The organism is Hymenobacter cellulosivorans, from assembly GCF_022919135.1.
Lineage (GTDB): Bacteria > Bacteroidota > Bacteroidia > Cytophagales > Hymenobacteraceae > Hymenobacter > Hymenobacter cellulosivorans.
On sequence record NZ_CP095049.1, the window covers coordinates 535,472 to 562,393 of the forward strand.

Annotated in this window: 20 protein-coding genes; 7 read left to right on the top strand and 13 right to left on the bottom strand. The window is 60.8% G+C overall.

Features of this window, described 5'->3' with window-relative positions; translation table 11 throughout:
* Window positions 1-18: 18 nt before the first annotated feature.
* A complete protein-coding gene (locus MUN80_RS02315) occupies window positions 19-669 on the bottom strand; it encodes a response regulator transcription factor (RefSeq protein ID WP_244719088.1) in 651 nt (216 codons plus the stop codon).
* Window positions 670-1,152: 483 nt separating this feature from the next.
* Here MUN80_RS02315 and MUN80_RS02320 point away from each other — a divergent pair, with 483 nt between their 5' ends.
* The 4 genes from MUN80_RS02320 to MUN80_RS02335 all read left to right on the top strand — a co-directional run bounded on the left by MUN80_RS02320 (window position 1,153) and on the right by MUN80_RS02335 (window position 5,170).
* Window positions 1,153-1,806 (top strand): response regulator transcription factor, encoded by a 654-nt coding sequence (locus MUN80_RS02320; RefSeq protein WP_244719090.1) that lies wholly within the window; start codon window positions 1,153-1,155, stop codon window positions 1,804-1,806.
* A 298-nt stretch (window positions 1,807-2,104) separates the two neighbouring features.
* Window positions 2,105-3,010, top strand: coding sequence for a cyanophycinase (locus tag MUN80_RS02325; protein WP_244719094.1), 906 nt, complete (start codon window positions 2,105-2,107; stop codon window positions 3,008-3,010).
* Window positions 3,011-3,093: 83 nt separating this feature from the next.
* Window positions 3,094-4,656 carry an FAD-dependent oxidoreductase gene (locus MUN80_RS02330; RefSeq protein ID WP_244719097.1) on the top strand — a complete coding sequence of 521 codons (1,563 nt, stop codon included), beginning with the start codon at window positions 3,094-3,096 and terminating at the stop codon, window positions 4,654-4,656.
* 169 nt (window positions 4,657-4,825) lie between these two features.
* Window positions 4,826-5,170 (top strand): STAS domain-containing protein, encoded by a 345-nt coding sequence (locus MUN80_RS02335; protein WP_244719100.1) that lies wholly within the window; start codon window positions 4,826-4,828, stop codon window positions 5,168-5,170.
* 15 nt (window positions 5,171-5,185) lie between these two features.
* Here MUN80_RS02335 and MUN80_RS02340 read toward each other — a convergent pair whose 3' ends face one another.
* On the bottom strand, window positions 5,186-5,860 hold the full coding sequence (locus MUN80_RS02340) for a DUF1345 domain-containing protein (RefSeq protein WP_244719103.1): 675 nt from the start codon (window positions 5,858-5,860) through the stop codon (window positions 5,186-5,188).
* Between the two features lie 209 nt (window positions 5,861-6,069).
* Between MUN80_RS02340 and MUN80_RS02345 the strand changes: the two genes are divergently transcribed.
* On the top strand, window positions 6,070-7,428 hold the full coding sequence (locus tag MUN80_RS02345; RefSeq protein WP_244719106.1) for a T9SS type A sorting domain-containing protein: 1,359 nt from the start codon (window positions 6,070-6,072) through the stop codon (window positions 7,426-7,428).
* 78 nt (window positions 7,429-7,506) lie between these two features.
* On the opposite strand, the gene MUN80_RS02350 is transcribed toward MUN80_RS02345, so the two are convergent.
* The 6 genes from MUN80_RS02350 to MUN80_RS02375 form a co-directional block, all read right to left on the bottom strand.
* On the bottom strand, window positions 7,507-8,853 hold the full coding sequence (locus MUN80_RS02350; RefSeq protein WP_244719109.1) for a sensor histidine kinase: 1,347 nt from the start codon (window positions 8,851-8,853) through the stop codon (window positions 7,507-7,509).
* 190 nt (window positions 8,854-9,043) lie between these two features.
* Window positions 9,044-10,420, bottom strand: a complete 1,377-nt coding sequence (locus tag MUN80_RS02355) for a sigma-54-dependent transcriptional regulator (protein WP_244719112.1) — start codon at window positions 10,418-10,420, stop codon at window positions 9,044-9,046.
* A gap of 186 nt (window positions 10,421-10,606) precedes the next feature.
* A complete protein-coding gene (locus MUN80_RS02360; protein WP_244719116.1) occupies window positions 10,607-11,800 on the bottom strand; it encodes an ABC transporter permease in 1,194 nt (397 codons plus the stop codon).
* Window positions 11,801-11,920: 120 nt separating this feature from the next.
* Window positions 11,921-13,168 (bottom strand): ABC transporter permease, encoded by a 1,248-nt coding sequence (locus MUN80_RS02365; protein ID WP_244719119.1) that lies wholly within the window; start codon window positions 13,166-13,168, stop codon window positions 11,921-11,923.
* Complete coding sequence (locus tag MUN80_RS02370; protein WP_244719122.1) at window positions 13,158-13,739, bottom strand: RNA polymerase sigma factor; 582 nt, start codon at window positions 13,737-13,739, stop codon at window positions 13,158-13,160. The genes MUN80_RS02365 and MUN80_RS02370 overlap by 11 nt, the downstream gene beginning before the upstream one ends.
* 102 nt (window positions 13,740-13,841) lie before the next feature.
* Entirely contained in the window at window positions 13,842-14,510 is a 669-nt protein-coding gene (locus MUN80_RS02375) for an ABC transporter ATP-binding protein (RefSeq protein ID WP_100338269.1), read from the bottom strand.
* Window positions 14,511-15,314: 804 nt separating this feature from the next.
* On the opposite strand from MUN80_RS02375, the gene MUN80_RS02380 reads away from it, so the two are divergent.
* Window positions 15,315-15,722: a YybH family protein gene (locus tag MUN80_RS02380; RefSeq protein WP_244719125.1), complete on the top strand. Its 408-nt coding sequence runs from the start codon at window positions 15,315-15,317 to the stop codon at window positions 15,720-15,722.
* Between the two features lie 180 nt (window positions 15,723-15,902).
* On the opposite strand, the gene MUN80_RS02385 is transcribed toward MUN80_RS02380, so the two are convergent.
* The 4 genes from MUN80_RS02385 to MUN80_RS02400 form a co-directional block, all read right to left on the bottom strand.
* On the bottom strand, window positions 15,903-17,360 hold the full coding sequence (locus MUN80_RS02385; RefSeq protein ID WP_244719136.1) for a TolC family protein: 1,458 nt from the start codon (window positions 17,358-17,360) through the stop codon (window positions 15,903-15,905).
* A 35-nt stretch (window positions 17,361-17,395) separates the two neighbouring features.
* Window positions 17,396-18,643, bottom strand: coding sequence for an efflux RND transporter periplasmic adaptor subunit (locus tag MUN80_RS02390; protein ID WP_244719138.1), 1,248 nt, complete (start codon window positions 18,641-18,643; stop codon window positions 17,396-17,398).
* A 298-nt stretch (window positions 18,644-18,941) separates the two neighbouring features.
* A complete protein-coding gene (locus MUN80_RS02395; RefSeq protein ID WP_244719140.1) occupies window positions 18,942-19,139 on the bottom strand; it encodes a PID-CTERM protein-sorting domain-containing protein in 198 nt (65 codons plus the stop codon).
* Between the two features lie 35 nt (window positions 19,140-19,174).
* Complete coding sequence (locus tag MUN80_RS02400; protein ID WP_244719141.1) at window positions 19,175-22,102, bottom strand: DUF8693 domain-containing protein; 2,928 nt, start codon at window positions 22,100-22,102, stop codon at window positions 19,175-19,177.
* A 256-nt stretch (window positions 22,103-22,358) separates the two neighbouring features.
* Here MUN80_RS02400 and MUN80_RS02405 point away from each other — a divergent pair, with 256 nt between their 5' ends.
* A complete protein-coding gene (locus MUN80_RS02405) occupies window positions 22,359-23,855 on the top strand; it encodes a nicotinate phosphoribosyltransferase (RefSeq protein ID WP_244719142.1) in 1,497 nt (498 codons plus the stop codon).
* Window positions 23,856-23,992: 137 nt separating this feature from the next.
* Here the strand turns inward: MUN80_RS02405 and MUN80_RS02410 are convergent, their stop codons facing one another.
* Window positions 23,993-26,911, bottom strand: a complete 2,919-nt coding sequence (locus MUN80_RS02410; RefSeq protein ID WP_244719144.1) for a DUF8693 domain-containing protein — start codon at window positions 26,909-26,911, stop codon at window positions 23,993-23,995.
* Window positions 26,912-26,922: the final 11 nt, after the last annotated feature.

A 26,922-nucleotide genomic window follows, 5' to 3' on the forward strand; every position in this document is an offset into this window, starting at 1 on the left:
TCAGCTTACCAGATACTGCTACTCTGGCAGCAAGCCGCTGCTTACGGCGAACTTGATGAGGGCGGCGGTGTTTTTGGCCTGAGTTTTCTCGATGATGTTCTGGCGGTGGGTTTCGATGGTGCGCTTGCTGGTGAAGAGCTTGTCGGCAATTTCGGCGTTGGTCAGCCCCTCGGCAATGAGCTGCAACACTTCCAGTTCCCGCTTCGAGAGGCTGCTGCCCACTTTGGGGGCATCGTAAGTATTAATTTCGGGGCTCTGGAATTTGCGCAGCAGCCCCATGCCAATGGCCGTGCACAGGAAGGGCTGGCCGGCCGCCACGGCGTACAGCGCGTAGATCAGCTCGGTACGGCCCGTATTTTTCAGAGCGTAGCCCAGCGCGCCGGCGTCCAGGGCCTGTACCACGTACCGCTCATGGTCGAGCATGGATAGTACCAGCACCCGGGTCTGCGGATGCTGCTCGCGCAGGGCCGCCAGCGTGGCGAAGCCGTCCATGCCGGGCATGTTCAGGTCGAGCAGAATAACGTCGGTGGGCGTTTCGGGCAACATGGCGAGCAGTTCCTCCCCGTTGCTGGCCTCGCCCACCACTTCCAGGTCTGGCTCGTCGCGCAGCAGGCTGCGGATACCATCCCGGATAATAGCGTGGTCGTCGGTGAGAATAATGCGAATCATAGGGAAATCAACGTTAAACCGAGCGGTACAGCCTTTAGCGAAATGCCTAGCCCATGCCGGCAAAAAAGACGGACTTTTTTATTCAGGTGCTCTGGCCCAGGCTGTACCCACCACTATACGCCAACCGCCCCGGAGCGGTACATGAACAGCCAGTGAATTGCAATATTACGTGCAGTCGCCCCCGGAAGCACCAAGCAACGACAAAAGCAGTATTTACCGCGAAGCGCACAAGACTGTACTTTACCTCCGTATAAATACTTATTGTTACTACCTTTGCAGTGTACCCGTCGCCGTGTTTCTGGGCCTATCTGGGGAGCAGCAGCAAGCTGGCAAGGTGGTTGTTTATTAACTATTTTTCCAGTGTACCGAGGTTAGAAACCTTACCATAATCAGGGTTTTACCTTACCTTTTTACGCTGGAGCCGGGTTGGTTCAACTTATCCGTATCCAAACTTTCTATTACTTCATCTTAGGGCTTCGACGTATGACTCGTATTATTTTAGCCGATGACCATACCATTTTGCGGGAAGGCATCCGGGCGTTGTTGGTCGCCGAGCCCGATTTTGAAGTAGTGGGTGAAGCCAGCACCGGCCAGCAGTTGCTGGATTTGCTGGCTACCACACCCGCCGATGTAGTCCTGCTGGATTTGACCATGCCTGAGCTGGATGGCTTCGCGGTGCTGCCCCTGGTGCGCGCCCAGCATCCTGAAACCCGCCTGCTGATTCTTTCCATGCTGGACCACGAGCGGTATGTGGCCCAGGCTCTGGAAGCCGGGGCGTCGGGTTATATCCTCAAGAACGCCGCTATTGCCGAAATCCTGCACGCCATCCGCACGGTGGCTGTTGGGCACCCGTTCCTGTGCACTGAAATAGGCATGGAACTACTGCGTAAGCTGACCCTGAATATGGAAAAGCAGTGGGAAGAAAGCGCGGAGCCGCGTCCGGCCGACCTCTCAGCGCGGGAGCTGGAAGTGCTGCAGCTCATTGCTGAGGGGCTGACCAACGCCGAAATTGCCGACAAGCTCTTCACCAGCAAGCGCACCATCGAAACCCACCGCCAGAACATCATCGAGAAAACCCAGGCCAAAAACACCGCCGCCCTCATCAAGTTCGCCGTAAACCAGGGCCTGGTAAAGTAGCCGGCGGCTGGCATCGTCGGAATCTTACCCGGTTTGGGGCAGATACGGATTTTGGGGTGTGTGACTACGTATTTTTTTATTCGGCTAGCTAAATTGGCTACCATCGCAGCCCCGGCAACGGCTAGGCTTGCGGCAGATAAATTGCTTGTTATCAAGCACGAGCCCGATTCTCACCCTTACCAGGCACTTTTGCCACGGCCCGCGGTGCGAAAACCGTTTCTCGGGGAAGTGACAACCAGAAGGGCCAAATCTTCGCATGTAGTAGCAGCACTTTTCACATCCACCTGCTCTTATTCACATGCCTAGTCGTAAGAAAAAATCCACTCCTTCGCACGACTCCAACCGTCAGTCCTGTCCCGTTCCCCAAGGCATTCTGATTGCTGTGGGCGGCCACGAAAACAAGGGGGAAGAACCCGAGAAAGGGTCGAATCAGGACCAGAACCGCAATTTTGTGCCCGATGGTATCCTCACCCGCTTTGTGGAGGAGCTCTCCGGCAATGACCCGCTAATTGTAGTTATTCCCACTGCCTCGTCGGTGCCGGACGAAGCCGCCGGCGACTATCACGAAGTATTTGGTCGTCTCGGGGTAAAGCGCGTCGAAACTCTTGACATTCGGGAGCGAAGCCATGCGAACGATGAAAAATCTTTGGAGCTCATCAATGAGGCCGCTGGCTTCTGGTTTACGGGCGGCGACCAGCTGCGCCTGACGGCCCTGCTGGGCGGCACTCAGCTGCTGCAGCGCTTAAAAGAGCGCTACACCTATGAGCAAATTGTTATCGGGGGCACCAGCGCCGGGGCCTCGGCCATGTCGACGCCCATGATTTATGAGGGCCGCAACGACGCAGGCATGCGCAAGGGAGAAATTGCTATTACCACCGGCTTGCAGTTTATGCACGACGTGGCCATCGACACCCACTTTATTGCCCGGGGCCGCATTGCCCGCATGGCCCAGATTATTGCCACCAACCCTACCTGTCTGGGCCTGGGCCTGGAAGAAGATACCGGTGTGGTAATACGCGAAGGATACAAGCTTGAAGTTATCGGCAGTGGCCTGGTTACCATTTTGGAGGGCAACAGCTGCACGGCTACCAACATTTACGACATTTCGTCGGATACGCCCTTCTCGATTCGGGACCTGGTGCTGCACTTTCTCGGGGCTGGTGAGCAGTACGAGTTGCCGATGCCGCCCGAGCTGCATCTATAGTTTCAGGAGCCTTTCAGGTAAGCTCGGCTATAACCTGGGCAACGGTTCAGCGCGTACTACCGGTTCCCACTAACCAGCTCGTTATGCAACGTTCTTCCGCCGCTACTCTCTCGTCGTGGCTGGGCACCGGCCCGGCTTTGCCCACCTTTTCGCCTCTTACCAAAAACGCCCAAACCGATGTGGTGGTAGTGGGCGGCGGCATTGCCGGCCTTACTACGGCTTATTTGCTGCTGCGCGAAGGCAAAAAGGTAATCGTGCTGGAAAGTGGTGAGCTGGGCAGCGGCGAAACCGGCCGCACCACGGCCCACCTTTCCAATGCCCTCGACGACCGGTATACGCGGCTGGAGCATTTGTTTGGTGAAAAAGGGGCCCGCTTGGCGGCTGAAAGCCACGGCAGCGCCATCGACCAGATTGAGAAGATTGTGCTGGAGGAAAAAATCGACTGTGACTTCACCCGCCTCGACGGCTACCTGTTTTTGCCCAAAGACGGCAAGCCTAAGGAGCTGGACGACGAGCTGAAAGCAGCCCACCGCGCCGGCCTTACCGGTGTGCAGCGCCTGGCCGACTCGCCTACCAAGGGCTTCCAGACCGGGGAGTGCCTGGTGTTTCCGAACCAGGGGCAGTTTCATATCACGAAGTACCTGAATGGCCTCGTAGCGGCTATTGAGCGGCGCAAAGGTCAGATTTTCACTAACTCCCACGTCACCGACGTGAAGGGCGGCTCAGAGGCCACGGTGACTGTGGTAACCGGCGCCACCGTGACGGCCAAGGCCGTGGTAATGGCGACCAATACGCCCGTCAACGACCGGGTGGTGATGCACACCAAGCAACACCCTTACCGCACCTACGTCATCGGGGCCCGGATTCCGAAAGGCTCGGTGTCGCTGGCACTGTACTGGGACACACCCGACCCCTACCACTATATCCGCTTGCAGGAAGTACAGGAAGGTCCGCGCGGCGGCACGCCCAACTATGACCTGCTCATTGTGGGTGGCGAAGACCACAAAGTAGGCCAGGGCGACCCCGAGGAAAGCCTGCGCTGCCTGGAAGAATGGACCCGGGAGCACTTCCCGATGGTGCAGAGCGTGGACTACCGCTGGTCGGGGCAGGTACAGGAACCCAGCGACAGCCTGGGCTACGCCGGCCCTAATCCGCTGGACAATGAGAATGTGTACATCATCACTGGCGACTCGGGCCACGGCATGACCCACAGCACGCTGGGCGCTATGATTGTTACGGACTTGATAAAGGGCCGGCAAAATCCCTGGGCGGAGCTCTACGACCCCGGCCGCGTGACGCTCAAGCCAGCCGCGGCCTACGAGTTTGTGCGCGAGAACATCAACGTGGCCATCGAATATACCGAGTTGCTGACCGGCGGCGACGTGTCGAAAGAGGAAGATATTCCGGCAGGCAGCGGAGCCGTGCTGCGCGAGGGCATCACGAAAGTGGCTGTGTATCGCGACGAAAAAGGCCAGACCCACAAGTGCTCCGCCATTTGCCCCCACCTGGGTTGCGTGGTGCACTGGAACGGCCTGGAAAACAGCTGGGACTGTCCCTGCCACGGTTCCCGCTTCGACGCGCTGGGCAAGCTCCTCATTGGCCCGGCCAACAGCGACCTGGCTGCCGTGGGCGAAGCGGCAGAGTAACAGTTTGGGGCCGGGGAGTGCGCCGCATTTCCGTATAAACCCCGGCCTCGAACGGGTATTTACCTCTGCCAGGAGCTTATTCGACCCACTTATCTTTGTCTAGGGTTTCGGCAATAATTTACAGATCACCCCACTAGCAAAGATAACTCAGCCAATAAATTACCAGGGCATGGATATTCTGAAACTGTCTCAGCCCAACGCCTTTGTCGTAAGTTTACGGGGCAAGTGCGAAGGTGAGCAAGGGGCCAAGCAACTCGTTGACCTGCTGCGCGAGGCTACGCAAAAGCAGGCCGGCACCTTGTGGCTGCTCTGTCAGGAGCTTACTTCTGTCGACTTCCGCGCCCAGCAGACCCTGTTGCGGCACCTCCCTTTTCTGCAGGATGCCCGCGTAAAGCTGACCCTGTGTGGCCTGCAGCCCGCGGTGCAGCGGCAGTTTGAGGCTTCGGGCCTGAGTACCTTGATTTCGCTGCTTCCCGCCGAGGCCTACAAAGGCCCTCGTCCTATTCTGCGCTGAGCCTTGCCGCCAAGCTTAGAGTACACCGGCCAAGCCACTGATACTCAACGCTACTACGGCCGTATTGAAGCCAAACGACACCAAGCCGTGCAGCAGGGCCAAGCGGCGTATATACCGCCCACTAATGCTAACGTCGGCGGTTTGGGCCGTCATGCCCAGCACGAAGGAAAAGTAAGCAAAGTCGAGGTAGTCGGGCTGCTCCTGGCCGGGAAACTCCAGGCCACCGGCGTCGCCCTCGGCCGCGGCATCGTAGTAGAGGTGGGCGTAGCGCAACGTAAACATGGTGTGGACCAGCAGCCAAGCCAGGGCCACGGCGGCAATGGCCAAACCCACATGCAGGCGTACGGCGGCGCTGTTTAACTCGCCTACCGAACTGAGCAGCAGCACGACGGCCAGCAGACTACTCAGCGCCGCCACCAGCACAAAGGCAAACGACAACGTCCGACTGGCATCCTCCTGCCGGGCCGTCTCCCGAATATGGTCCACATCGGCAGTGGTAATGGCCGCCCAGATCAGCAGCAGCGTGGTGAGCCCGAAGGCGTCCCAGGCGGCTACGGCGCGGGCCGTGGGCAACAGGTCTTGGGCAAGCAGTACCCAGGCGCCGGCACCCGACACCAGAGCCAGGGCTAGGCGCGTAAGGGCCGAAAGCTGGCCAAGGCGGTGAATCAGACGAAAAACGGTGGACGGCATAGGGAGTAGCTGACCGCCAAAAGTGCGCAATAAAGCCGGCTAAGCGGCTGCCGTTATTACCTCACGAGGATACTCCGATTCGGCTACTCGGAATAAGTCAAGACGTAAGACCTATTATTAACCTCGGCAGTATATCTTGCACCGACAGCTCTACAGTGTCCTAACTTCTTATTATCAAAAGTTTACAGCGCACACCTACCCGCATTGCAATGAAAAAAATCTTACTCTGCCTCTTTACAATGACCAGTGTAGGCCTGCAATCTACGCTGGCCCAGTCGCCATGGGTACTTCCACCCGGTCCGCTTGAGTATACTCCAACGTACACCACCCAGCGCTGGCTGCAGCGCCTGGTGTCTCCCGGACCAAACGCCCTGTGGGGGCAGGTACAGCAGGCCCTCCAAACCGGCCCAGGTAACCGAACCTACCAAACATGGATATTTAATACTGCTGACAACGGACAAAGCTGGCAGAAAGCCGACTTCGCCCCTACTGACCTAGCAGCTATTGATGGTCAGAATGCCTGGCTGTTGAATGAGGGGAAATTGTTGCGTACTACTTCCGGCGTCACGGGCTTTACTCAGCTGCCAGCCGTGCTGCCGACGGCTTTCAAGTCCATCCACTTCTTTAATGCCACCACGGGCATAGCCCTACCTACTACACCCAAGGATGCTACCGTCTGGCCCATCTACCGCACAACCGATGGTGGTCTAAGCTGGGCTTTGGTAGCCAATCTGCCCGGCCGTAGTGGACCACCTACCCAGTTTGATGTGAAATCGTACATCAAGAAGAAGCTGGACAACCATTTTTGGCTGACAGCAGGCTCCACAATGCTGCACACGATGGATGAAGGCCTCACCTGGACCGTGGCCTCCACGCCAGGGCAAGCCTATTTTAGCGACCCACTCAATGGCCTCTCGTATTATAGCACCGAGTCGGGTACGGCCACTGTGCATCACTTGTCCCGCACGACGGATGGCGGTGCCTCGTGGTCCGAAATAGCGTATACCGGTCCGACGAACATGTTTAGCATACCCGGCTTGTATACCATGACAGCTGTTCCGGGTTCACCGGGCACGTATCTGTACTACGACTACAGATTCTTAAGCGCCAGTAATTTAGCAACCGGAAGACTAATCATTAGCCGGGACGGCGGCAGCAGTTGGCAACTTTTAGGCAGCTCATTCACCAGTGGCGCCATCCAAGGCTTACTACCCCTAAGTCCTACTGAGCTCTGGGCGGGCATGAATGGGGAAACAGGCCTTTCCAGCGAACCGGTAGTGATGCGCTACGGCGGCACTATTCTGGCAAGCAACACTGCCTCCACCCTGCCGGCTCCCTTAGCGGCTTACCCTAACCCTACCTCGGCCCAGGTGCAACTAACTGGCACCTTTTCGGGTACGGAGCAAGCCCGGGTGTATGATGCCACTGGGCGTCTTTGCCAGCAACAGCCGGTATCCGGCAGCCAGAGTACGCTCGACTTATCACGCCAACCAGCCGGACTTTACCAAATCAAGGTAACTGCTACCAATGGTGCGGTACGCCACCTGCGGGTAAGCAAAGTCCAGTAGGCCGTTCCCCTTATTTTCTCAGCAGACAAAGCCCTGGCCTACGTGCCGGGGCTTTGTCGTTTGGCTATATTCATCACCTTAGGTAGTGGCCAGCGCGGCTTCGTGGCTGCTCTGCTTTACGGCTTCCCCAAACCAGATGGTAAATGCCGTGGTGCCGGCCGGGGTGGTTTCCAGACTGAAAGTGAAGCCGTGCTGCAGCAGAATGTCGCGAATCATGGTCAGGCCGATGCCCTGCCCGTCGCGCTTGGTGCTGAAGAAGGGCGTGAACAGGCGGCGTTGTACCTCAGGCGCAATGCCCGCCCCGTCGTCCTCGATGCGCAGCATGGGCGGCTGCACGCTGGTGTGAATCGTCAGGTTGCCATCCTCGCCAATGGATTCCAGGGCGTTTTTCACGATGTTGAGCACGGCCTGCTCGATTTGCTGACAGTCGAGTTCCACCCAGAGCGGTTTGGGGGCCAGCTGCCAGTGCCAGCTGATGCGGCGCTTCTCGCTCTGCACCAGCATCAGGCGGTAGATGGAGCGTACCAAATCGTGCACGTCGCAGGGGCGGCGCGTGGGCGCGGGCAGGCGCACCAGGTTGGCGAAGTTGGCGATGAAGTTGGCCAGGTGGGTGTTGCGGTTGATGGACACCTCCAGGGCCTCTGAGAAATCGGTCTGGTCGTCGGGGCGCAGCTGCGCGGTGTAGTAGCTGAAGCTTTGCAGGATGGAGTTGATGGCCCCGATGGAGTTGTTGATTTCGTGCGACATCATCCGGATCAGCTTCTCATAGGCCTGCTTTTCCTGGCGGATCAGGTCCTGGGTCAGCTCCTCCAGCATAATGAAGTTGCGGGTGAAGCCCCGGTCGAGGAAGTGGGAGCAATGGGCCCGGTAGGTCCGGATACCGGAGAGCTGAATTACCTGGGGCTGCCCGGCCTGCAAGGTGCTCAGGGCCGGCCCCCACTCGCCGGGGAGCTCGGCCGGCAGCTGGCCCAGCAGCTCTTGCTGGGGCAAAAGCAGGCACCGCTCGGCGGCGGGGTTGGTGGCCTCCACCCGCCCATCGAAGTCGAGGAGCAGGATGCCAGCCGGCGAGGCCTGAATCAGGCGTTCCAATAGGAAGCTTTTCTCGTGCTGGGTGACGCGCTCCTGCCGCAGCTCGTCAATCATGTGGTTATACACATCGATGAGCTGGTCCATTTCCTTCTGGCCCACGGGTACGAACTTCATGGAGAAGTCCTTGGCCCGGATAGCCTCGGTGCCGGCCGCAATGAGCTGAAACGGCCGCACAAAGCCGCGGTACAGCTGCACGGTGAGCACAATGGAAATCAGCAGCAGGACTTCGGTGGCAATAAAGAGTGGCGCGTTGGTGCGCATCACCTGGGCAGCCAGCGCAATGAGCACGCCGTGAATGATGACAACAAAGAGCAGGAATTTGACGCGCAGGGTCATGCAGGGCTAGGGGTGGTTTGCTAGAGCTAGCGTATTTGATTTGGACAAGTATGAAGGAGTTCGGGCGTAGCGGGTTGTGGTCGCTCGTTCAAGATAGTCGTTCAACGAATGACCCACCGCTAGCCCCTGCTTGAAAAAGGAGGGGAACTAGCTTTGTAGCCCTGTTCTTCTAGCTCTAACCGTACTGCTCCTACTCATCGAAGGGAATATCGTACTTCTCCAGCCGACGGTAGAGGGCGCCGCGGCTTAGGCCCAGGGCTTTGGCGACGCGGCTTACGTTGCCGGCGTAGAACTCCATCGACTTGCGGATCATCTGCACCTCGACTTCCTCCAGCGTCATCGAGCCCACGGGCGGCAGCTCGCCGGGGGCGGCGGCTTTGGCGGGCGCTTTGGTAAACTGGGCCTGGAAGTCTTCGGGGCTGAGCTCATCCTTGCCCGATACCAGCACGGCCCGCTCCACGAGGTTCTTGAGCTCCCGGATGTTGCCCGAGAGTGGTAACTCGCGCAGCCAGTGCAGGGCCTTGGTTCCGACTTTGAGCGAGGGCCGGTTGTAGGTGGTGCGCAGGTTGCTCACGAAATGGTTGACCAGCAGCGGGATGTCGTCGGGCCGCTCGCGCAGGGCGGGCAGGCGCACGGTTATCAGGTTGATGCGGTAGTAGAGGTCTTCCCGGAAGCGGCCTTCGCGCACCATCTCGGCCAGGTTGCGGTTGGTGGCGCAGATTACCCGGATGTCGAGGCTGCGGGCGCGGCTGTCGCCGAGTACTTCGTAGGTCCGGTCCTGCAATACGCGCAGCAGCTTCACCTGGGAGCCCAGGTCCAGTTCCCCGATTTCGTCGAGGAAGATGGTGCCCTTGTTGGCCAGCTCGAAGCGGCCCACCCGGTCGGTTTTGGCGTCGGTGAAGGCCCCGCGGCGGTGCCCAAACATCTCACTTTCGAAGAGCGAGGCCGAAATACCGCCCAGGTTGACCTTCACGAAGGCCTTGTCGCGGCGGTGGCTGTTTTGGTGAATGGCCTCGGCAATGAGTTCCTTGCCCGTGCCGCTCTCCCCTTCGATCAGCACGGAGGCATCGGTGGCGGCCACCTGCCCCACGTTGCGCAATACGTGCAACAGCTGGGCGTCGGCCCCGACGATACTGCGGAAGTTGAACTGCCGGTCCAGCTCCCTACGATTTAGGACGGCACCCGTCTCGGCCGGGCGCTCCTGCAAGCTTAGAATCGTGCGGATGGTCTGGAGCAGGGAGTCGTTGTTCCAGGGCTTGGTCACGAATTCGGCGGCCCCGGCCTTGATGCCTTCCACGGCCAGCGTGATAGAGCCCCAGCCCGTTATCAGAATAACGGGTACCTGGGGTGCTACGTCCTTTACCTGGGCCAGCAGTTGCAGGCCATCGTGGCCGGAGGTGTCCAGGGAGTAGTTCATGTCCATCAGCACCAGGGCTGGGGCGGCGGTGCGCACTACCTGCAGGGCTTCTTCGGGCGTAGCCACGCCTTTGGCGGCGTAGCCGGCCTGTTTGAGCAGCAGCCCCAGCGAGGTGCGCACGGCCAGGTCATCGTCAACAATAAGAATCATAGGTAGCCGCGAAGGACGGAAAAGCGCGAAAGAAAATCGAGGGTATCCGGCAAAAAGAGTAGCCCGGACAGCATACCAGGCCGCTGGGTGTAAATGATTAGATTTTATTTTGATTACACCCACGACCGGGGGCAGACGCTGGGTGTAAACATTTAAAATTTATTTTGATTACACCCAGCGTCTACTCTACTCCTCCCGCAACGACACGGCGGGCTGGACGCCGGCGGCAATCCGGCTGGGCTGCAGGGCACAAATGGCGGTAAGCACGAAAATCAGCAGCGTGGCCAGGCCCATGGCCTGCAAGTAGACCTCGGTAGCCAGCCCAAGCACACCCAGCAGCGGAAACTGCACGGCCAGCAGCAGGCCCCCGAATACGCCCAACACCGTCACGACCATCATTTCGCCCAGAAACTGCCCACTGATGCCATTGCCGGTGGCGCCCAGGGCCCGGCGCAGCCCGATTTCGGCCTTGCGCTGGTTGATGTTGTACCACAGGACGCCGAACAAGCCCAGGGCCACGTTAATAATCAGAAACAAACTCACTATTCCCAGGGCCGCCAGCGGGGTCACGATGGCCTTCATCTTGTCGCGCCGGTTCTCGGCCAGGGTATTCACGTTGGCATCCCAGCCCTTGGTTATGGCTTTGATCTTGCGCACGAGCTGCTGCTCCAGCACGGCCCCGCTGCCGGGTTGCACCCGCACCAGCAGCAAGGGGTCTTCCTGATTGCCGATGCGGGTAGCGCCCTGCAGCACCCGGCGGTGGAAGATGGCGGGCTCATCGGCCGAGAAGTCGCTGCCCGAGCGGTAGGCGTCAATTACGCCCACCACCTGCCAGTCTTCAGTGCCTTTCTCGTCGGTCATAATCTTACCCACGGCCGGCTCCGAGCCGAACATGGCCTCGGCCATCTTCTGGTTGATGACCACCGGTGGGTGGGCGGCGCCGTCGTCGCGGCGGTCAAACCAGCGGCCGGCCACCACGTTGAGGCTCAGCACCTGCTGCATGTCGTCGTCGGCGTCGTAGAACTCGGTCAGCGGGGCCTGCTTGCCCTTGTAGTGATACTGGTCGGTGTTCATATTGCTGAACGAGAAGGGCGAGTTGTGGCTGGTATGGGTCACGGCCACTACCCCAGGCGTGGCTTTGAGCTGCTGCATAGCCAGGCGCAGGGTGCCCTTGCGGTCGGTGGTATCCAGGCCGGGGCTCAGGTCGAATTCCCACACGTTATCGGAGCGGAAGCCCATGGGTAGGTGGTATTTGTAGTAATTGCTCACCAGCAGCACGCTCACCACGAACAGCACGAAGAACGAGAGCAGGATTTCGGCGATGAGCAGGAAGTTGGACCGTTTCCGGTTCCAGATTAGGGTAAACAGGTGACGTATCATGAGGTGAGATAGTGAAATGGTGAGATGGTGAGTAAGGGCAGTGCGGAGAAGGGTGAAATAGAAAGCTGTTGTTCGTTGAGCAGACAGAACCGCGACTCGCTATTTCACCCGTTCACCACCTCACTTTCCTTTCAGGGCCTGCACCGGTTGCAGGCGCGACATCTTGAAGGCCGGATACACGCCCGAGAGCACGCCGAAGAACAGCGTCACGAGCAGGGCCCAGCTGAAAATGCGCCAGTTCAGCTCGAAGTGGGCATAAGCCAGAATCTGGGCGCCGTCGATGAGCTGTAGGGCCACGTAGGCCAGCAACAGCCCCAGCAAGCCACCAATAGCGGTCAGGAATACGTTTTCGACCAGAAACTGCCCGATGAGCGTGCTGCCGGTGGCCCCGAAGGCCTTGCGCACCCCGATTTCGGAGGAGCGCTCCATAATGCGGCTCACGTTGATGTTGACTAGGTTCAGGGCGGGCAGCAGCATGAAGAGCAGGGCTAGCCCCGACAAAATGGAGTACAGAATGGTCAGACCGTTGGACTCGTAGTTGGTGAGCGGGCTCATGATCTGCCGGGAGTAGGACGCCAGCAGCGGGTCGGCGTGCAGATCGAGGTACTTCATTTCCTTGGGGTCAGTCAGCGGAACCCGCTTGATTACCTGGTCGAATTCGGCCTGTACGGCGGCAAGATCCCCGGTGGACTTGGCCAGCACGATGGCCGAAAAGTCGCCGTCGAGGCTCACCCGCTGCAAGTCGCTGGGGTGGTTGGTCAGCGGCACCCACACGTCGGCATAGGAGGCTAGGCGCATGGCCGGCACGTCGTTGACCACACCCAGCACCCGGAAGTTGGTTTGGTTAATTTCGATGGTGCGGCCCACCACGCCCTGGTCGGTGCCGAAGTACTTGCGGGCCGTGCTGCGGTTGATAACGGCCACGTGAGCTGCCGACTTCACATCGGACTGGCTGTAGGGCTTGCCCTCATGAAAGGTGAAGTCGAGCACCTGCCAGAAGGCCTCGTCGGTGTATTTGAGGTCGAGGTCGAGGCGGCTGTTGCCCACGTAGCTGGGCGTGGCGTGGAAGTTAGAGTAAATAGCCACTTTCTCCGGGGTGCGCAATGGGCGCACATACTTATCGAGCAGGTAGTAGCTGGGCGGCGAGTTTTGGTTGCCACCGTTCTTGTATTTGATGTGCAGAAAGTTGGCAAACAGCATCCTATCCAGGCGCGACTCCGGGGCGTGGGCCCCCACGGTGTGGTCGAACATGGCTACCACCACCAACAGCACCATAAGCGTAAAGCTGATGCCGAACAAACTGATGAAGGTGAAAAACTTGCGGCGCAACAGCACCTTCCAGGCAATTTTTAGGTAACTAAGCAGCATACGACTGGGGCTGAAAAGATGAGTGGTGAAGCGCGGCCACCTGCCGCTGAAGCAGGGCGCGGGCTTTGCTGAGCTGCGACTTGGAAGTACCCTCCGAAATGCCCAGCAGCGCGGCTATTTCGGGGTGATTGTAGCCCTCCACGGCGTAGAGGTTGAACACGGTACGGTAGCCGGCGGGTAGCTCCTGAATCAGGCGCAGCAGGTCGGCCGTGTCGAGGTTGCTTTCGGCCAGGGCCGAGATGGTAGCTACCGAATCCTGGCACTCGTCGATGTCGATGTGCATAGGCTGCCGGCGGCGCAGCTGGCCCAGGGCCTCGTTGATCATGATGCGGCGCACCCAGCCCCGGAAGCTGCCCTCGTGGCGGTACTGCTCCAGGGCCCGAAACACCTTCACGAATCCGAGCACCAGGGCCTCTTCGGCTTCTTCCTGGTGGCGCAGATAGCGCAGGCACACGGCCAGCATACCGGGCGCCAGCCGGTCGTAGAGCACCTTTTGGGCCCGGGGATTCCCGCGGCGGCACTCAGCCACCAGGTCGGTTTCGGAAAGCGCGGATAAGGGAGAAGGCAGCATAAGGCGAAATAGTGAAGTAGTGAGATGGTGAGTTTGTGGGAGGCAGTGCACTAGTGAAGCGGAACAGCAACTCACTATTTCGCCACCTCACCAGTTCACCATTTAGCTAACCTGGCTGCCGTCGAAGAAGCGGATAACCCGCTCGGTCTTGAGAGCCTGCTGCTCGTCGTGGGTTACCATCACGATGGTCACGCCGTCGTGGCGGTTGAGGCCCAGCAGCAGGTCCATGATTTCCTCGCCCATCACCGAGTCGAGGTTGCCGGTGGGTTCGTCGGCCAGGATCAGTTCGGGGTTGCCGGCCAGGGCCCGGGCAATGGCCACGCGCTGGCGCTGCCCGCCCGAAAGCTGGCTGGGGAAGTGGTTGGTGCGGGCGCTGAGGCCTACTTTGTCGAGGGCGGCGTGGGCCCGCTGCCGGCGCTCCTTGCCGCTCACGCTGCTGCGGTAGAGCAGGGGCAGCTCCACGTTGTCGAGCACCGAAAGGTCGTTGATGAGGTGGTAGCTCTGAAACACAAACCCGATTTTCTGATTGCGCAGGTGGGCCAGCTCCTTGTCGGAGTAGGACGTAACGGGGCGGCCGGCAATTTCGACCTGGCCTCCCGAAGGCTCATCGAGCAAACCCATGATGCTCAGCAGCGTGGATTTGCCGCAACCCGACGGGCCCATAATCGACACGAATTCGCCCTTGTTGATGGTCAGGTTTACCCGGTTCAGGGCCACCGTCTCGATGGTCTTGGTCTGGTACACCTTTTCAATGTCGGTGAGCTTGAGCATGGCCGTGGCCGGAGCCGTGGCCAGGCGGACCTCGGGAGCGGCAGTCAGGTTGTGGGGCGCAGTCGTGGAGTTCATAAGCTGGAGCAGTTAGTGGTCGATGGAAGGTTCTGAAGGAAGAGTTGGCTGTCCGTGTCCGTTTTTAAGCAGTTGGGCAGCTGGTTCCATCAATAGTAGCCAAGCCCTGTGCCAAATTTGCAAGACACTTAAAACCAATGAATTATATAGCAATCAACAAAATAGCTGGTTGAAAATATTGTCCAGAAACGGACACGGTGTTCGATTATGGAAGCCGGCCCGTACGATTCCGAACTAGTGCCGCTACCGGGTCTCAGGCAGCGTATTACCCCGCCCGCCCCGACAAGCAAAAGCCGGACGACACGCCCGGCTTTTTAGGAATCAGGAAACGTTGGCCCGCGCCAGGCCCGGCAGCGGCTAGTCGCAGTGATTGGAGTTGTTGTAGGCGTCTAGGGTGGCTACCAGGGCACTGGTTTCCGAGGTTTTGAGCGTGCCGCCAAATCGGCTGCGGCTGGTGAGCCAGGGCTAGCAGGCCATTGCCTTTCACGGGCGTAGTCAGCACCTTGAGCAGGTCGTCCTTGCTGTAGGGAGTAGCCACCGTTCCGATGTTCAGGCTACTTACGGGCCAACTCCGCGCATGATTTTTCCAGTAGCCCTGGGTGTAGTTGCAGGGCAGGGACTGAGGCGACGGGAAGCGCTACCTGACGGACTGACCATCAACTTTTTATTCTACTGAAAAGCAGTATCTTCTACCTGCTTACTGTTTCACCGATCTAACCCCCATTTCCCATGCCCACCACAGCCACCAGTATCCGCGACGAAATCCGGCGCACCAACGACTCCTTCGAAGCCAGCTTCGAGCAGGGCGACGCCGCCGCCATTGCCAACCTCTTTACCACGGCGGGCGTGCTGCTGCCGGCCGGTATGGAGCCCATCGAAGGGCAGCCGGGCATTCAGGCCTTTTGGCAGGGCGCTATGGCACGGGGCGTAAAGCAGGTTAGGCTCAAAACCCGCGACATTGAGGAGTTGGAAGACACGGCCATTGAGCTCGGCACCTACACCCTCTTCGACGGCAACCACCAGGCCATGGACCAGGGCAAGTACCTGGTGGTTTGGAAAGAGCAGCAAGGCCACTGGAAGCTTCATCAGGATATCTGGAACACCAGCCTACCCGCCTCCGGTCAGCAAGCGGCATAACCAACTGTCCTTGCGAACAAGGCGCGGCAATGCATGCTCTGGAAGGCACTGAGCTATCCTAGTAAAAAGCCCTTTCCCACGCGAGTAGGAAAGGGCTTTCTGGTAAATGAACGGGGCGTACTGCGCAGAGGACGGATGGCTTCAGCTAGCGCCTCGCAATGACACGAGAATCGTAGATGTTTATTTCACTTCTGTACTACCAGGTAGCGGCTGCTGCAGGGCAAAATCATAGAGGGTGAGGGCGCGCAGGCGGTAGTGCGCCACCCAGCAAGCCCGCAGGGCCGCAATGTAGGCGCGTTTGGCCTGGTCTTTCTCGGCCAGGGCAATGTTCAGGTCGGTGAGGCTGATGCGGCCGACCTGGTAGGTGGCCCGGGCAATGCTGTAGCGCTGCTGGGCCAGCGAATCGGCCTGCGCGGAGAGTTCCATCTGCTCGTGCAGGCTGCTGAGCTGGGCCGCCTGGGTTACCACGCTTTGTTCGAAGGTGCTTTGCTCCTGAGCCACGGTTTGCTGCACCTGCTGGCGGGTCAGCTCGGCGGTTTTGACGATGGACTTCTGCCGGCCCCAGTCGAGCAGGGGCATCGAAAACGTGAGGCTCAGCTGGTTCTGGCTTTGCAGGCTGTTGTAGGTCGACCAAAAGTCCGGGGTGCTGTTCACATAGCCCAGGTTGGCCACTAGGCTGGCCTGCAAGCCGGTCGTGCCCTTGGCCAGCGCCACTTCACTTTCAGCTTGCAGCAGGCGGCGACGAAAAGCCAGGGTTTCGCGGCGGTTTTGGCGGGCCTGCTCCAATGCTCGATTGGGGTCTACCTCTAGCTTGCTGGTGGGCTCGGGCACGGTCAGCTGCAGGGCTTCGGCCGAGAGGCCGGTGTAGCTTTGCAGACTTACGGCGGCTGTCTGAGCATCGAGCAAGGCCTGACCCAGGGCTTTGCGGGAGTTGAGCAGGTTGAGCTGGAGCAGCAGCAAGTCGCTCTGGGAGAGACGACCGAGCTGGAACCGTTCCTTGCCCAGGCGCAGCATTTCGGCGTTGGCCTGGGCGTTCTGGCGGGCCACGTCGGCATTTACCTGCTGGAGCAGCACGTCAAAATACAGCTCCGTAATGCGCTGGGCAATATTCTCGCGCTCCTCCACGTATTGGCGGCCGGCTTCCTGGTAGCGCAGAGGCTCAATTTTTCGGGCCCAGCGCAGGTTGTTGTAGCCCCCAATCGGCTGGGTAAGGCCAATGCCGAAGGGCTGGTTGCGGTAAGTCTTATCCTGGCGGTTGAAGTCGTCGACGCGCTGCACCGAGGAGCTAAGGTAGATCTGTCCGCCCGTCGGCCCAATGTTCTGGGTCATGGTCACGCCCAGGTTAGCATTGTGGGTGCGAATGGCCCGAAAGCCAGTGGTGCCATCGGGCTGAACCACGGGCGAAATCTCGCGTCGGTAGCCGGGCACTGTACCTTGCAGGGCCAGCTGAGGCCGGTAGTTCGAGAGGTAGGTGCGGTACTGCCAGTAGCTGGTTTCGCGGTTGGTAGCGGCCTGCTTGGCCACCGACGACTGCGCCAGGGCCTGTTCAATCACCTGGGGCAAGCTCAGAGGCGTGGTGGTTTGGGCCAGGGCGGGCAGCGTCAGCAGCAGGCCACTCAGGGCACTCAATACTTTCAAGCGGAGGGTAGCAGTTGGTTTCATCACGCGGCTGCTTAGTCTTTGATAATCAGGGAAGGCGTGTCTTCGTACTGCTTCAGCTCGCTGAGCACGATTTCGTCGCCGGGCTGCAGGCCGCTGAGTACCTGCACGTAGTCGAAGTTGCTGTCGCCGAAGCGCACGGTACGCTGCTCGGCCTTGCCATTGCGCAGCACGAAGACCGACTGCTCTTTGCCGCCCTGGTAGAAAGGGCCGTTTTTCACCCGCACCACGTTGTGCTGGGCTTTGGTCACCACAAACACGTCGGCCCGCAGGTTGGAGCGCAGGGCCGGGTGATGGTCGTCGGTGAGGGTAGCGTAAAACGTGACCACGCCCTTGTCTACCGCCGGGCTAATGGTGCTGATAGTGCCGCGCAAGTCGGTGCCGTTGGCGCGGACCACCACTGCGTCGCCCAGGTGCAGGGCGTCGGCGTAGGCGTCGGAAATGGTGGCCCGTACCCGGAAGCGGCTCAAATCGGCCACCCGGGCCAGCGCGTCGCCCTGGTTGACGGTGCTGCCGATGTCCTCGTTTACCCAGGTCAGTACGCCGGGCTGCTGACTGCTGATGTTAGCCTGGGCCAGCTTACCGGCCAGCTCCGTGATGCTGCGGTCCTGGATCTGCATGGTGAAGCCCAGTTCGCGCTGGTCGGCGGCATTGGCGGCACGCTGGTTGCGGATTTGCTCCCCAAGGCGCTGCAGTTCCAGTTGGGCCACTTTCAGATTCAGCTCGGCCTGCCGGACGCTCTCGGCCGTGCCGCCCCCGATTTTGAGCAGGTACTGCTCGTCGCGCAGCGTCGACTGCAGGCTGCGCACTTTCACCTGCTGCACTTTTTCCTGGGATTCCAGGTCGTTCAGGGCTTTTTCCAGGGTGAGCTGGAGCTGGCCGTTCTTGTTGCGGTTCTGCTGCTGCTCGTCCTGTAGCTTGGCCAGGGCCGTAGTGGTCAGGTCCTTGTCGAGCTCCAGAATGGTTTGGCCGGGTTGCACTTTCTCGCCTACCTGCAGGGCCACGCGCCGGACAGTGCTCTGGATGGGGCTGGTAATGACGGCTTCCCGGCTCGGAATAATAACGCCGGCGGCGGTCAGGGAGGCTTCTACATCCCCCGTTTCAACTTTGGTTGTTAAAATCTGGTTTCGGTTGATGCTGGGTTGCAGCACCGAGCGAAAGGCCAGCAGGCCGGCCATAACCAACAGTAGGGCGGCGGTACCTATCAGCCACTGCCGACGGCGGCGGCGGGTATGCGTGGCGGGAGAAATTGCTCTGTCCATTTTCGTGCAGGAAGGGGGTAGTTTCCTGTAGGTAGAGCCAAGCCCCGTGCCATTTACACATCTATTTGATTTACAAATAATTAATCAACAACCTCCATTTTACCGTTGGTAAAACTTTGTCCGGAAATGGACAGCCTGTTCGAAAGTGGAAAGCGTCTTTGTTCATTTTCCAATGCCGGCCTGGTCTGCATCAAAGCCGGCAAAAAAGAAGCCGCCCACCGTGCAAGCACAGCGGGCGGCAAAAAGTACTACTCAATGGGGAATGGGCTTGCGAAGACCCAACCCACCAACGGACTGGTTAGCGGCGGCGGAGTCGGCGCAGGGCCAGGGCTACACCGCCGGCCAGCAGCAGGCTGGCCCCGCCATCGATGGGGGCCGTGGTAGCCCCGGGAGAGGGACCGCCCACACCGGGGCCTTGCGCCAGGGCGGGCACTTGGCTCAGGCCCAGGAATAATAGCCCACTCAGGGCCAAACGGCGAAATAAAGAGGTAGTCATTGAAAAAAGGAAAGAGTATGAGAGTAGTTGGTTTCTTATTGCACAAAAAGCTTTTGAGTGAGCACGCCGTTTAGGCTGCGCACCTGCACCGAGTAAATACCCGGTGCTAGACCCGAGAGTGCTACGGTGCCGCGCACTTCTTTGCCGGTCACGGCCAGTGGCTGCTGGCGCACGATCTGGCCCACGACATTGAGCAGCACCAGCTCGGCGCTACTGCCGGGCACACCGCTGGCTACCACCGTCACGGCCGCCGAGTTGCTGGCTGGGTTAGGATAAAGCTGCAGCTCGCCTTTCCAGCTCGTTGCCTTCTGGCTGCCGAGTACCGCGCCTTGGTGCAGGTGCAGCACGAAGCGGGTCGTGCTCAGGCCCTGGCTTAGGTTGACGGCGTAGCTGCCCTGGCGCAGGTCGTGCCACGTATTGCTGAGCTTATCTTCCAGCCACACCGGCTCACCGGTGGGCAGGTTTAGCAGCTGCGCGGCCGAGAAGACATAGCTACCCGCCTCCGGCGCATTGACGCCCAACTGCAAGCTGCGCGCACCGGTGCCGGCGGGCAAGCCCTGAATGGCCACCGCCTGCGTGCCCACGACCTGATACAGGCTCGGCTGCGTGCCGCCGTTGAGCTGCACCTTCACCGCATCGAAAGCCCCGTCAAAGCCCGCCGTGGCTCCGGCCTGCTCATAGACATAGAATTCATCCTGGCTGGCGGCCGACGTCGTGCTGCCGGCCCGCTGCAGCAGCAGCTGCACCAGCGGGCGGGTTTCCGGGCGGGCCGGGCGGGCATAGCCCGGGTTGGTGTAGCTCGTGTCCCGGGCCGCATTGGTGAAGGTCGCACTGCCAACCGCGCCCACGCTGTTGACGCGCACGAAGAAGGCCTGGCCCTGGGCCAGCACACTGCGGCCGATGCCGTTGACGTAGGCCGTGTAGCCGCCCGCGTACGGCCCCGTGGCCCGGTACACATACGCGGCCGCCTCCAGGTTGCTCGTGCTCACCCGGCTCCAGTCCACCGGGCTCGGGTAAGGATTGCCCAGCAGCTGCCAGCCCGCCTCGGCTCCGCTGCCGCGACTCAGCCCCTGGACCGATACGGTGCCCGTGGTCAGCGTCGGGCCGGTGAGCGCGAGCGTGGTGCCGGCCTGCTGCTGGATCGTCAGGCCCTGGCCCGGGGGCAACAGCGCCGAAGCCGCCGCGGGCGACATCCAGCCCGTGCCAAAGTCGGTGCTGACCCGGCTCTGCGCGTAGGCAAACACGGTGGGGAAGGGCGTGACCAGGCTGGGCTCAGCGGCTAAGTTGTAGGCCGCGTTCACCACCAGCGGCACGGCCCCGCTGCCGCTGACCGTCAGGTCCGCCACGCGGGCCCCGCTCAAGGCCGGGCTGAAGTGGCGGTAGCCGGCCCCGGCGTAGTCGGTGGCCTCGATGTAGCGCTGCACTGTGGCCGGGCCCGTGACCACGCCGCCGCGGTTGACGACCAGAGCGGTGCCCGTGCTGGAGGAGGCCAGCACCAAGGACTGGCCCGTGGTGGTCAGGTTGCCCTGCAGCGTGAGCTGGCGCTGCACCGTTACCGGGCCGGCCAGCGTGGCCCCGGCCGGGCCCACGCGCAGGGTCGTCAGCGTGGTGGGGGCCGTGCCGCCCAGCACCTGGGCCGTGGCACCGGTGAAGGCCAGCGTGCCCGAGCCCGTGGCCGAGAAGCTGCCGTTATTGATCAGGTTACCCGTCAGGCTGAGCGTGCCCCCGTCGGCCAGCGTGAGCTGGGCGCCGCTGGCGACGGTGACCGTGTGGGCCGTAGGCGCAGTAGTGCTGATGTTCGGGTAGCGCGACAGGCCGGCCGGGATGGTCACGTCGTCCGTGGCCGTGGGCGCCACCCCGCCCGACCAGTTTCCGGCATCGGTCCACGAAGTTGATGCGGCCCCCGTCCAGGTGATGCCCGGTACGGTTATCGTGGCCTTGTAAGTAAAATTATCTGAGGTCAGCACGTAAATATCATTGCCGTGCGTGACCAATGCCGGATACGCGGCCGCCGTTGGCAACGAGGGCCCGGTGCTCCAGCTGTCAGTAGTCGGGTTGTAGATATATACGCTCCCAGTAGGATCGGAAGATCTGTCACCTCCCCCAATCACATACAGGTTGCCATCGGGGCCGAGGATGGCCGAGGCTTCTAGTCTACCTGTTGGCAGCGGAGCGGCCGTCGTCCACGTCTTCGTGGCCGTGTTATACACGGCATGCCTGGTTCTGGCAAGGAGGAAAAAGTATCGCTTCGTCGTTGCTACGCCACCGCCGAAAGCATGTAGCAGGCCATTGGCATCGAACACATAACTAGTAGAAAGCGCGTCACGGTCGCGCGGGTCGCCAAGTCGGGGAGGCAAAGGCACATCATCATAGCGCCAGGTATTGGTACCCAAATCCAGAACGTCAAAGGTTCCTAATTCGGGAGTATTGACATATAGTTTTCCGTCCGGAGTAAGCCACTCACGTAGATAAGGATGTGCTTCTTTATAAGGGGGCAAGGAACGTAAGGAGCTCGTAGCCCAGGCGTTGGTTGCCGGGTTATACACCAGCGACGTACTGGGCTCCGGCCTTATAATGTCTAATACTGCCCCTCCAACGCTGTGAATGAGGCCATCCTTGGCAAAGCCTCCGAGATCCGCCAACCGAAAGGGCATCTCAGCGCCCAGGCTCCAGGTGTTGGTGGCAATATCATACACCTGCATCCGCTTGGTTATGCCAACGGTTGGTGTGAAGCCCCCGAAGACATAGATTTTGCCATTGAGCTGCACTACGCCCCCATAATACTGCTGCGTGGGCATTTTAGCTACTTCAGTCCAGGCGCTGAGCGCCGAGGTGCGGGCAGCCGTGACTGGGCCCGAACCGATGGTGTTGGCCGGCAGCGTGACGCGCTGCTGAGCTTGAGCCGGCGCACGCAGGCTGCCGGCTACCACGGCCAGGGCCGCAGCGGGTAAGAATAGACGCATGAAATGAAGAGTAAAAAGTGTTGAAATAGGCAAAACGCGGGATGCGCGGTACAGAAGTAGGTAAGGGTAACGGAGGCCGTAAAGATAGAGAAAGTAACAAATGTTTCTCTACAAAGTCCTATTAAGAATGAATTATATATTTTAATCCACCTTTGCGGACGGCCCGCTGCCCTGGTACGCGAAACAGCCCTATGATTGTTGCGGCCGTAGTATAGTTGCACCCGCTTGCTCACTTGCCACATTAACCTTGCTTGCAATGCCCAATTCTCCGGAAAACACGCCCCTCTCCAGCCTCTACTCTTCTTCGCTCAGCCTCGTCACTGACCTCTACCAGCTCACGATGAGCTACGGCTACTGGAAACAGGGTCTGCAAGACCGGGAAGCCGTATTTCACCTCTATTTCCGCCGTCCGCCCTTCGGTGGCGGCTACGCCGTGTGCGCCGGCCTGGCCTACGCCACCGACTGGCTCCAGAACCTGCGCTTTTCGGCCGAAGACCTTACCTACCTAGCCAGCCTGCGCGGCTCCAAAGGCGCGGCCCTATTCCCGCCGGAGTTTCTGGATTACCTGCGCGACCTACGCTTTACCTGCGACGTGGATGCCATTGCCGAGGGCACCGTGGTATTCGCCAACGAGCCCCTGATGCGCATCAAGGGCCCACTGCTGCAAGTCCAATTGCTGGAAACGGCCCTGCTCACCCTCGTCAACTTCCAGACCCTGATTGCCACCAAGGCGGCCCGCATTCGGGAAGTGGCCGGCGACGACCAGGTGCTGGAGTTCGGCCTGCGCCGGGCCCAGGGCTTCGACGGCGGCCTCGGGGCCAGCCGGGCGGCCTACCTGGGCGGCGTCGATGGCACATCCAACGTGCTGGCCGGGCGGCGCTTCGGGATTCCGGTGCGCGGCACCCACGCCCACAGCTGGGTCATGTCGTTTGAGGAAGAAGAACAGGCCTTTGAAGTTTACGCCGAGGCTTTTCCCGATGACTCCGTGTTCTTGGTCGATACCTACGACACGCTGGAAGGTGTGCGGCGGGCCATCAGCGTGGCGCGACGCCTGCGCGCCAAGGGCCACGAGCTGGGCGGTATCCGCCTCGACTCCGGTGACCTGGCCTACCTCAGCCGCGAAGCCCGGGCCTTGCTCAACGAGGCCGGCTTCCCCAAAACGCGCATTGTAGCCAGCAACGACCTCGACGAAAACCTCATTGTCAGCCTCAAGCAGCAGGGCGCCCAGATTGACACCTGGGGCATCGGCACTAAGCTCGTAACGGCCTACGACCAGCCGGCCCTAGGCGGGGTATACAAGCTGGCCGCCCTGCGCAAAGCCGACGATTCGGGCTGGGAATACACAGTCAAAATTTCGGAGCAGCTGGCCAAAACCAGCATTCCGGGCATTTTGCAGGTGCGGCGCTACGAAACCGAGAAGGGTCAGCCTCGGGCCGACATGCTCTACAACACGGCCGAGCCCCTGCCCGCCGACCTGACCATCGTGGACCCTGTGGACCCAACGCGCCGCCGGCCCATTCGCAGCACCCAGTTTCGGGAGCTGCTGGAGCCTGTGTTCCGCCAGGGCCAGTTGGTGGCCGAGCTGCCCACCCTACAGCAAAGCCGCGAAAAAGCTCAGCGCGAAGTTGCCAGCCTGGACCCCAGCATCCGCCGCTTCCTCAACCCGCACGTGTACCCCGTGGGTTTGGAAGAAAGCCTGAATACCTTCCGGACCAACCTGATTCTGGAAAAACGGCCGCAACGCCCGGCGTAAACCTAAAAACAAGAGTTGGTAGCAGCTTTACACAAAGAGAGGAAATGGCTTTTAGCCATTTCCTCTCTTTGTGTAAAATCCTGAATACAGCACGAACAGCCAGAGCGGCAAGCGCCATTGCCCAGCCGATGCCGCGGTTACTGCAGCGCGAGCTGATGGGTGAGCACGCCGTTTAGGCTGCGCACCTGCACCGAGTAAATACCCGGTGCCAGACCCGAGAGTGCTACGGTGCCGCGCACTTCTTTGCCGGTCACGGCCAGTGGCTGCTGGCGCACGATCTGGCCCACGACATTGAGCAGTACCAGCTCGGCGCTACTGCCGGGCACACCGCTGGCTACCACCGTCACGGCCGCCGAGTTGCTGGCCGGGTTAGGATAAAGCTGCAGCTCACCTTTCCAGCTCGTTGCCTTCTGGCTGCCGAGTACCGCGCCTTGGTGCAGGTGCAGCACGAAGCGGGTCGTGCTCAGGCCCTGGCTTAGGTTGACGGCGTAGCTGCCCTGGCGCAGGTCGTGCCACGTATTGCTGAGCTTATCTTCCAGCCACACCGGCTCACCGGCGGGCAGGTTTAGCAGCTGCGCGGCCGAGAAGACATAGCTACCCGCCTCCGGCGCATTGACGCCCAGCTGCAAGCTGCGCGCACCGGTGCCGGCGGGCAAGCCCTGAATGGCCACCGCCTGCGTGCCCACGACCTGATACAGGCTCGGCTGCGTGCCGCCGTTGAGCTGCACCTTCACCGCATCGAAAGCCCCGTCAAAGCCCGCCGTGGCTCCGGCCTGCTCATAGACATAGAATTCATCCTGGCTGGCGGCCGACGTCGTGCTGCCGGCCCGCTGCAGCAGCAGCTGCACCAGCGGGCGGGTTTCCGGGCGGGCCGGGCGGGCATAGCCCGGGTTGGTGTAGCTCGTGTCCCGGGCCGCATTGGTGAAGGTCGCACTGCCAACCGCGCCCACGCTGTTGACGCGCACGAAGAAGGCCTGGCCCTGGGCCAGCACACTGCGGCCGATGCCGTTGACGTAGGCCGTGTAGCCGCCCGCGTACGGCCCCGTGGCCCGGTACACATACGCGGCCGCCTCCAGGTTGCTCGTGCTCACCCGGCTCCAGTCCACCGGGCTCGGGTAAGGATTGCCCAGCAGCTGCCAGCCCGCCTCGGCTCCGCTGCCGCGACTCAGCCCCTGGACCGATACGGTGCCCGTGGTCAGCGTCGGGCCGGTGAGCGCGAGCGTGGTGCCGGCCTGCTGCTGGATCGTCAGGCCCTGGCCCGGGGGCAACAGCGCCGAAGCCGCCGCGGGCGACATCCAGCCCGTGCCAAAGTCGGTGCTGACCCGGCTCTGCGCGTAGGCAAACACGGTGGGGAAGGGCGTGACCAGGCTGGGCTCAGCGGCTAAGTTGTAGGCCGCGTTCACCACCAGCGGCACGGCCCCGCTGCCGCTGACCGTCAGGTCCGCCACGCGGGCCCCGCTCAAGGCCGGGCTGAAGTGGCGGTAGCCGGCCCCGGCGTAGTCGGTGGCCTCGATGTAGCGCTGCACTGTGGCCGGGCCCGTGACCACGCCGCCGCGGTTGACGACCAGAGCGGTGCCCGTGCTGGAGGAGGCCAGCACCAAGGACTGGCCCGTGGTGGTCAGGTTGCCCTGCAGCGTGAGCTGGCGCTGCACCGTTACCGGGCCGGCCAGCGTGGCCCCGGCCGGGCCCACGCGCAGGGTCGTCAGCGTGGTGGGGGCCGTGCCGCCCAGCACCTGGGCCGTGGCACCGGTGAAGGCCAGCGTGCCCGAGCCCGTGGACGAGAAGCTGCCGTTGTTGACCAGGTTGCCCGTCAGGCTCAGCGTACCCCCATCCGCAACACTGAGCTGGGCCCCGCTGGCCACGGTGAGCGTGTGGGCTGTGGGCGTAGCAGAGGTGATGCTCGGGTAGCGCGCCAGGCCCGCGGGAATCGTCACGTCGTCCGTGGCCGTGGGCACCGTGCCCGACGACCAGTTGCCCGCCTCCGTCCACGAACTCGATACAGCCCCCGTCCACGTAATGCCCGACACGGTAATTGTAGCTCGGTACGTACCGTTTGGGTTGACAACGTAAATATCATTGCCTTGGGTGAGTACATAAGTATTACCCGTAGCAATAGGGAGCGAAGGCCCCACTGCCCACGTATTGGTGGTGGGGTTGTATATCTGCACATCAGGCGCATAATCAGCTGAGGTTATGCCTCCCCCAATGACATACAGATTACCATCTGAGCCCAGCACAGCCGAGGCTTGCAGCTTGGGTAGTGGCATGGGAGCTGCTGCCGTCCATAGGCCCGTGGCCGGGTTGTACACGGAGTGGGCTGCGACAGCCTGCTGATAGAACCCGGTAGGACCATTGCTTCCTCGCCCGCCCCCAAAGGCATGGACCAGTCCGTTGGCATCCAGCACAAGGGCATGCCCATACCGGTCTTGAAACTGACCGGTAGTTGACGGAGGCCCTATCGTAGCACCCCACGAGTTAGTGACCGGGTTATAAATATCGGTACCATACTGCGTATCCTGTATGTAGATTTTACCATCCGGAGCGACCCATCCCTTCAGTCCCTGATTGCTTTGCTGGCCGCTACCTGCCCATGGATAGTTTCGTAGCGTACTGGCCGCCCACGTGTCGGTGGTTGGGGTATAGGTCAGAGAACTGCTCGAGGGAACAACGGTATCCAATATGACGCCGCCAATGCTGTAGATAACACCATCCTTGGCAACGCTTCCGGGCGCGCCCAGCCGCTTGGGCATTGGCGCGCCACTGCTCCAGGTGTTGGTGGCAATGTCATAGATCTGCACCCTCGTGGACCAATTCCCACTTGCATATCCCCCGGTCAAGTAAATCTTGCCATCAAGAATAGCATGACCTCCCGCAAACTGGGATACAGGCATTTTAGCCAGGGTTGTCCAGGCGCTGAGCGCCGAGGTACGGGCGGCCGTAACCGGGCCCGAACCGATGGTGTTGACTGGCAGCGCAGCGCGCTGCTGCGCTTGAGCCGGCGCACGCAGGCTGCCGGCTACTACGGCCAAAGCCGCAGCGGGTAAAAATAGACGCATGAAACCAGGAG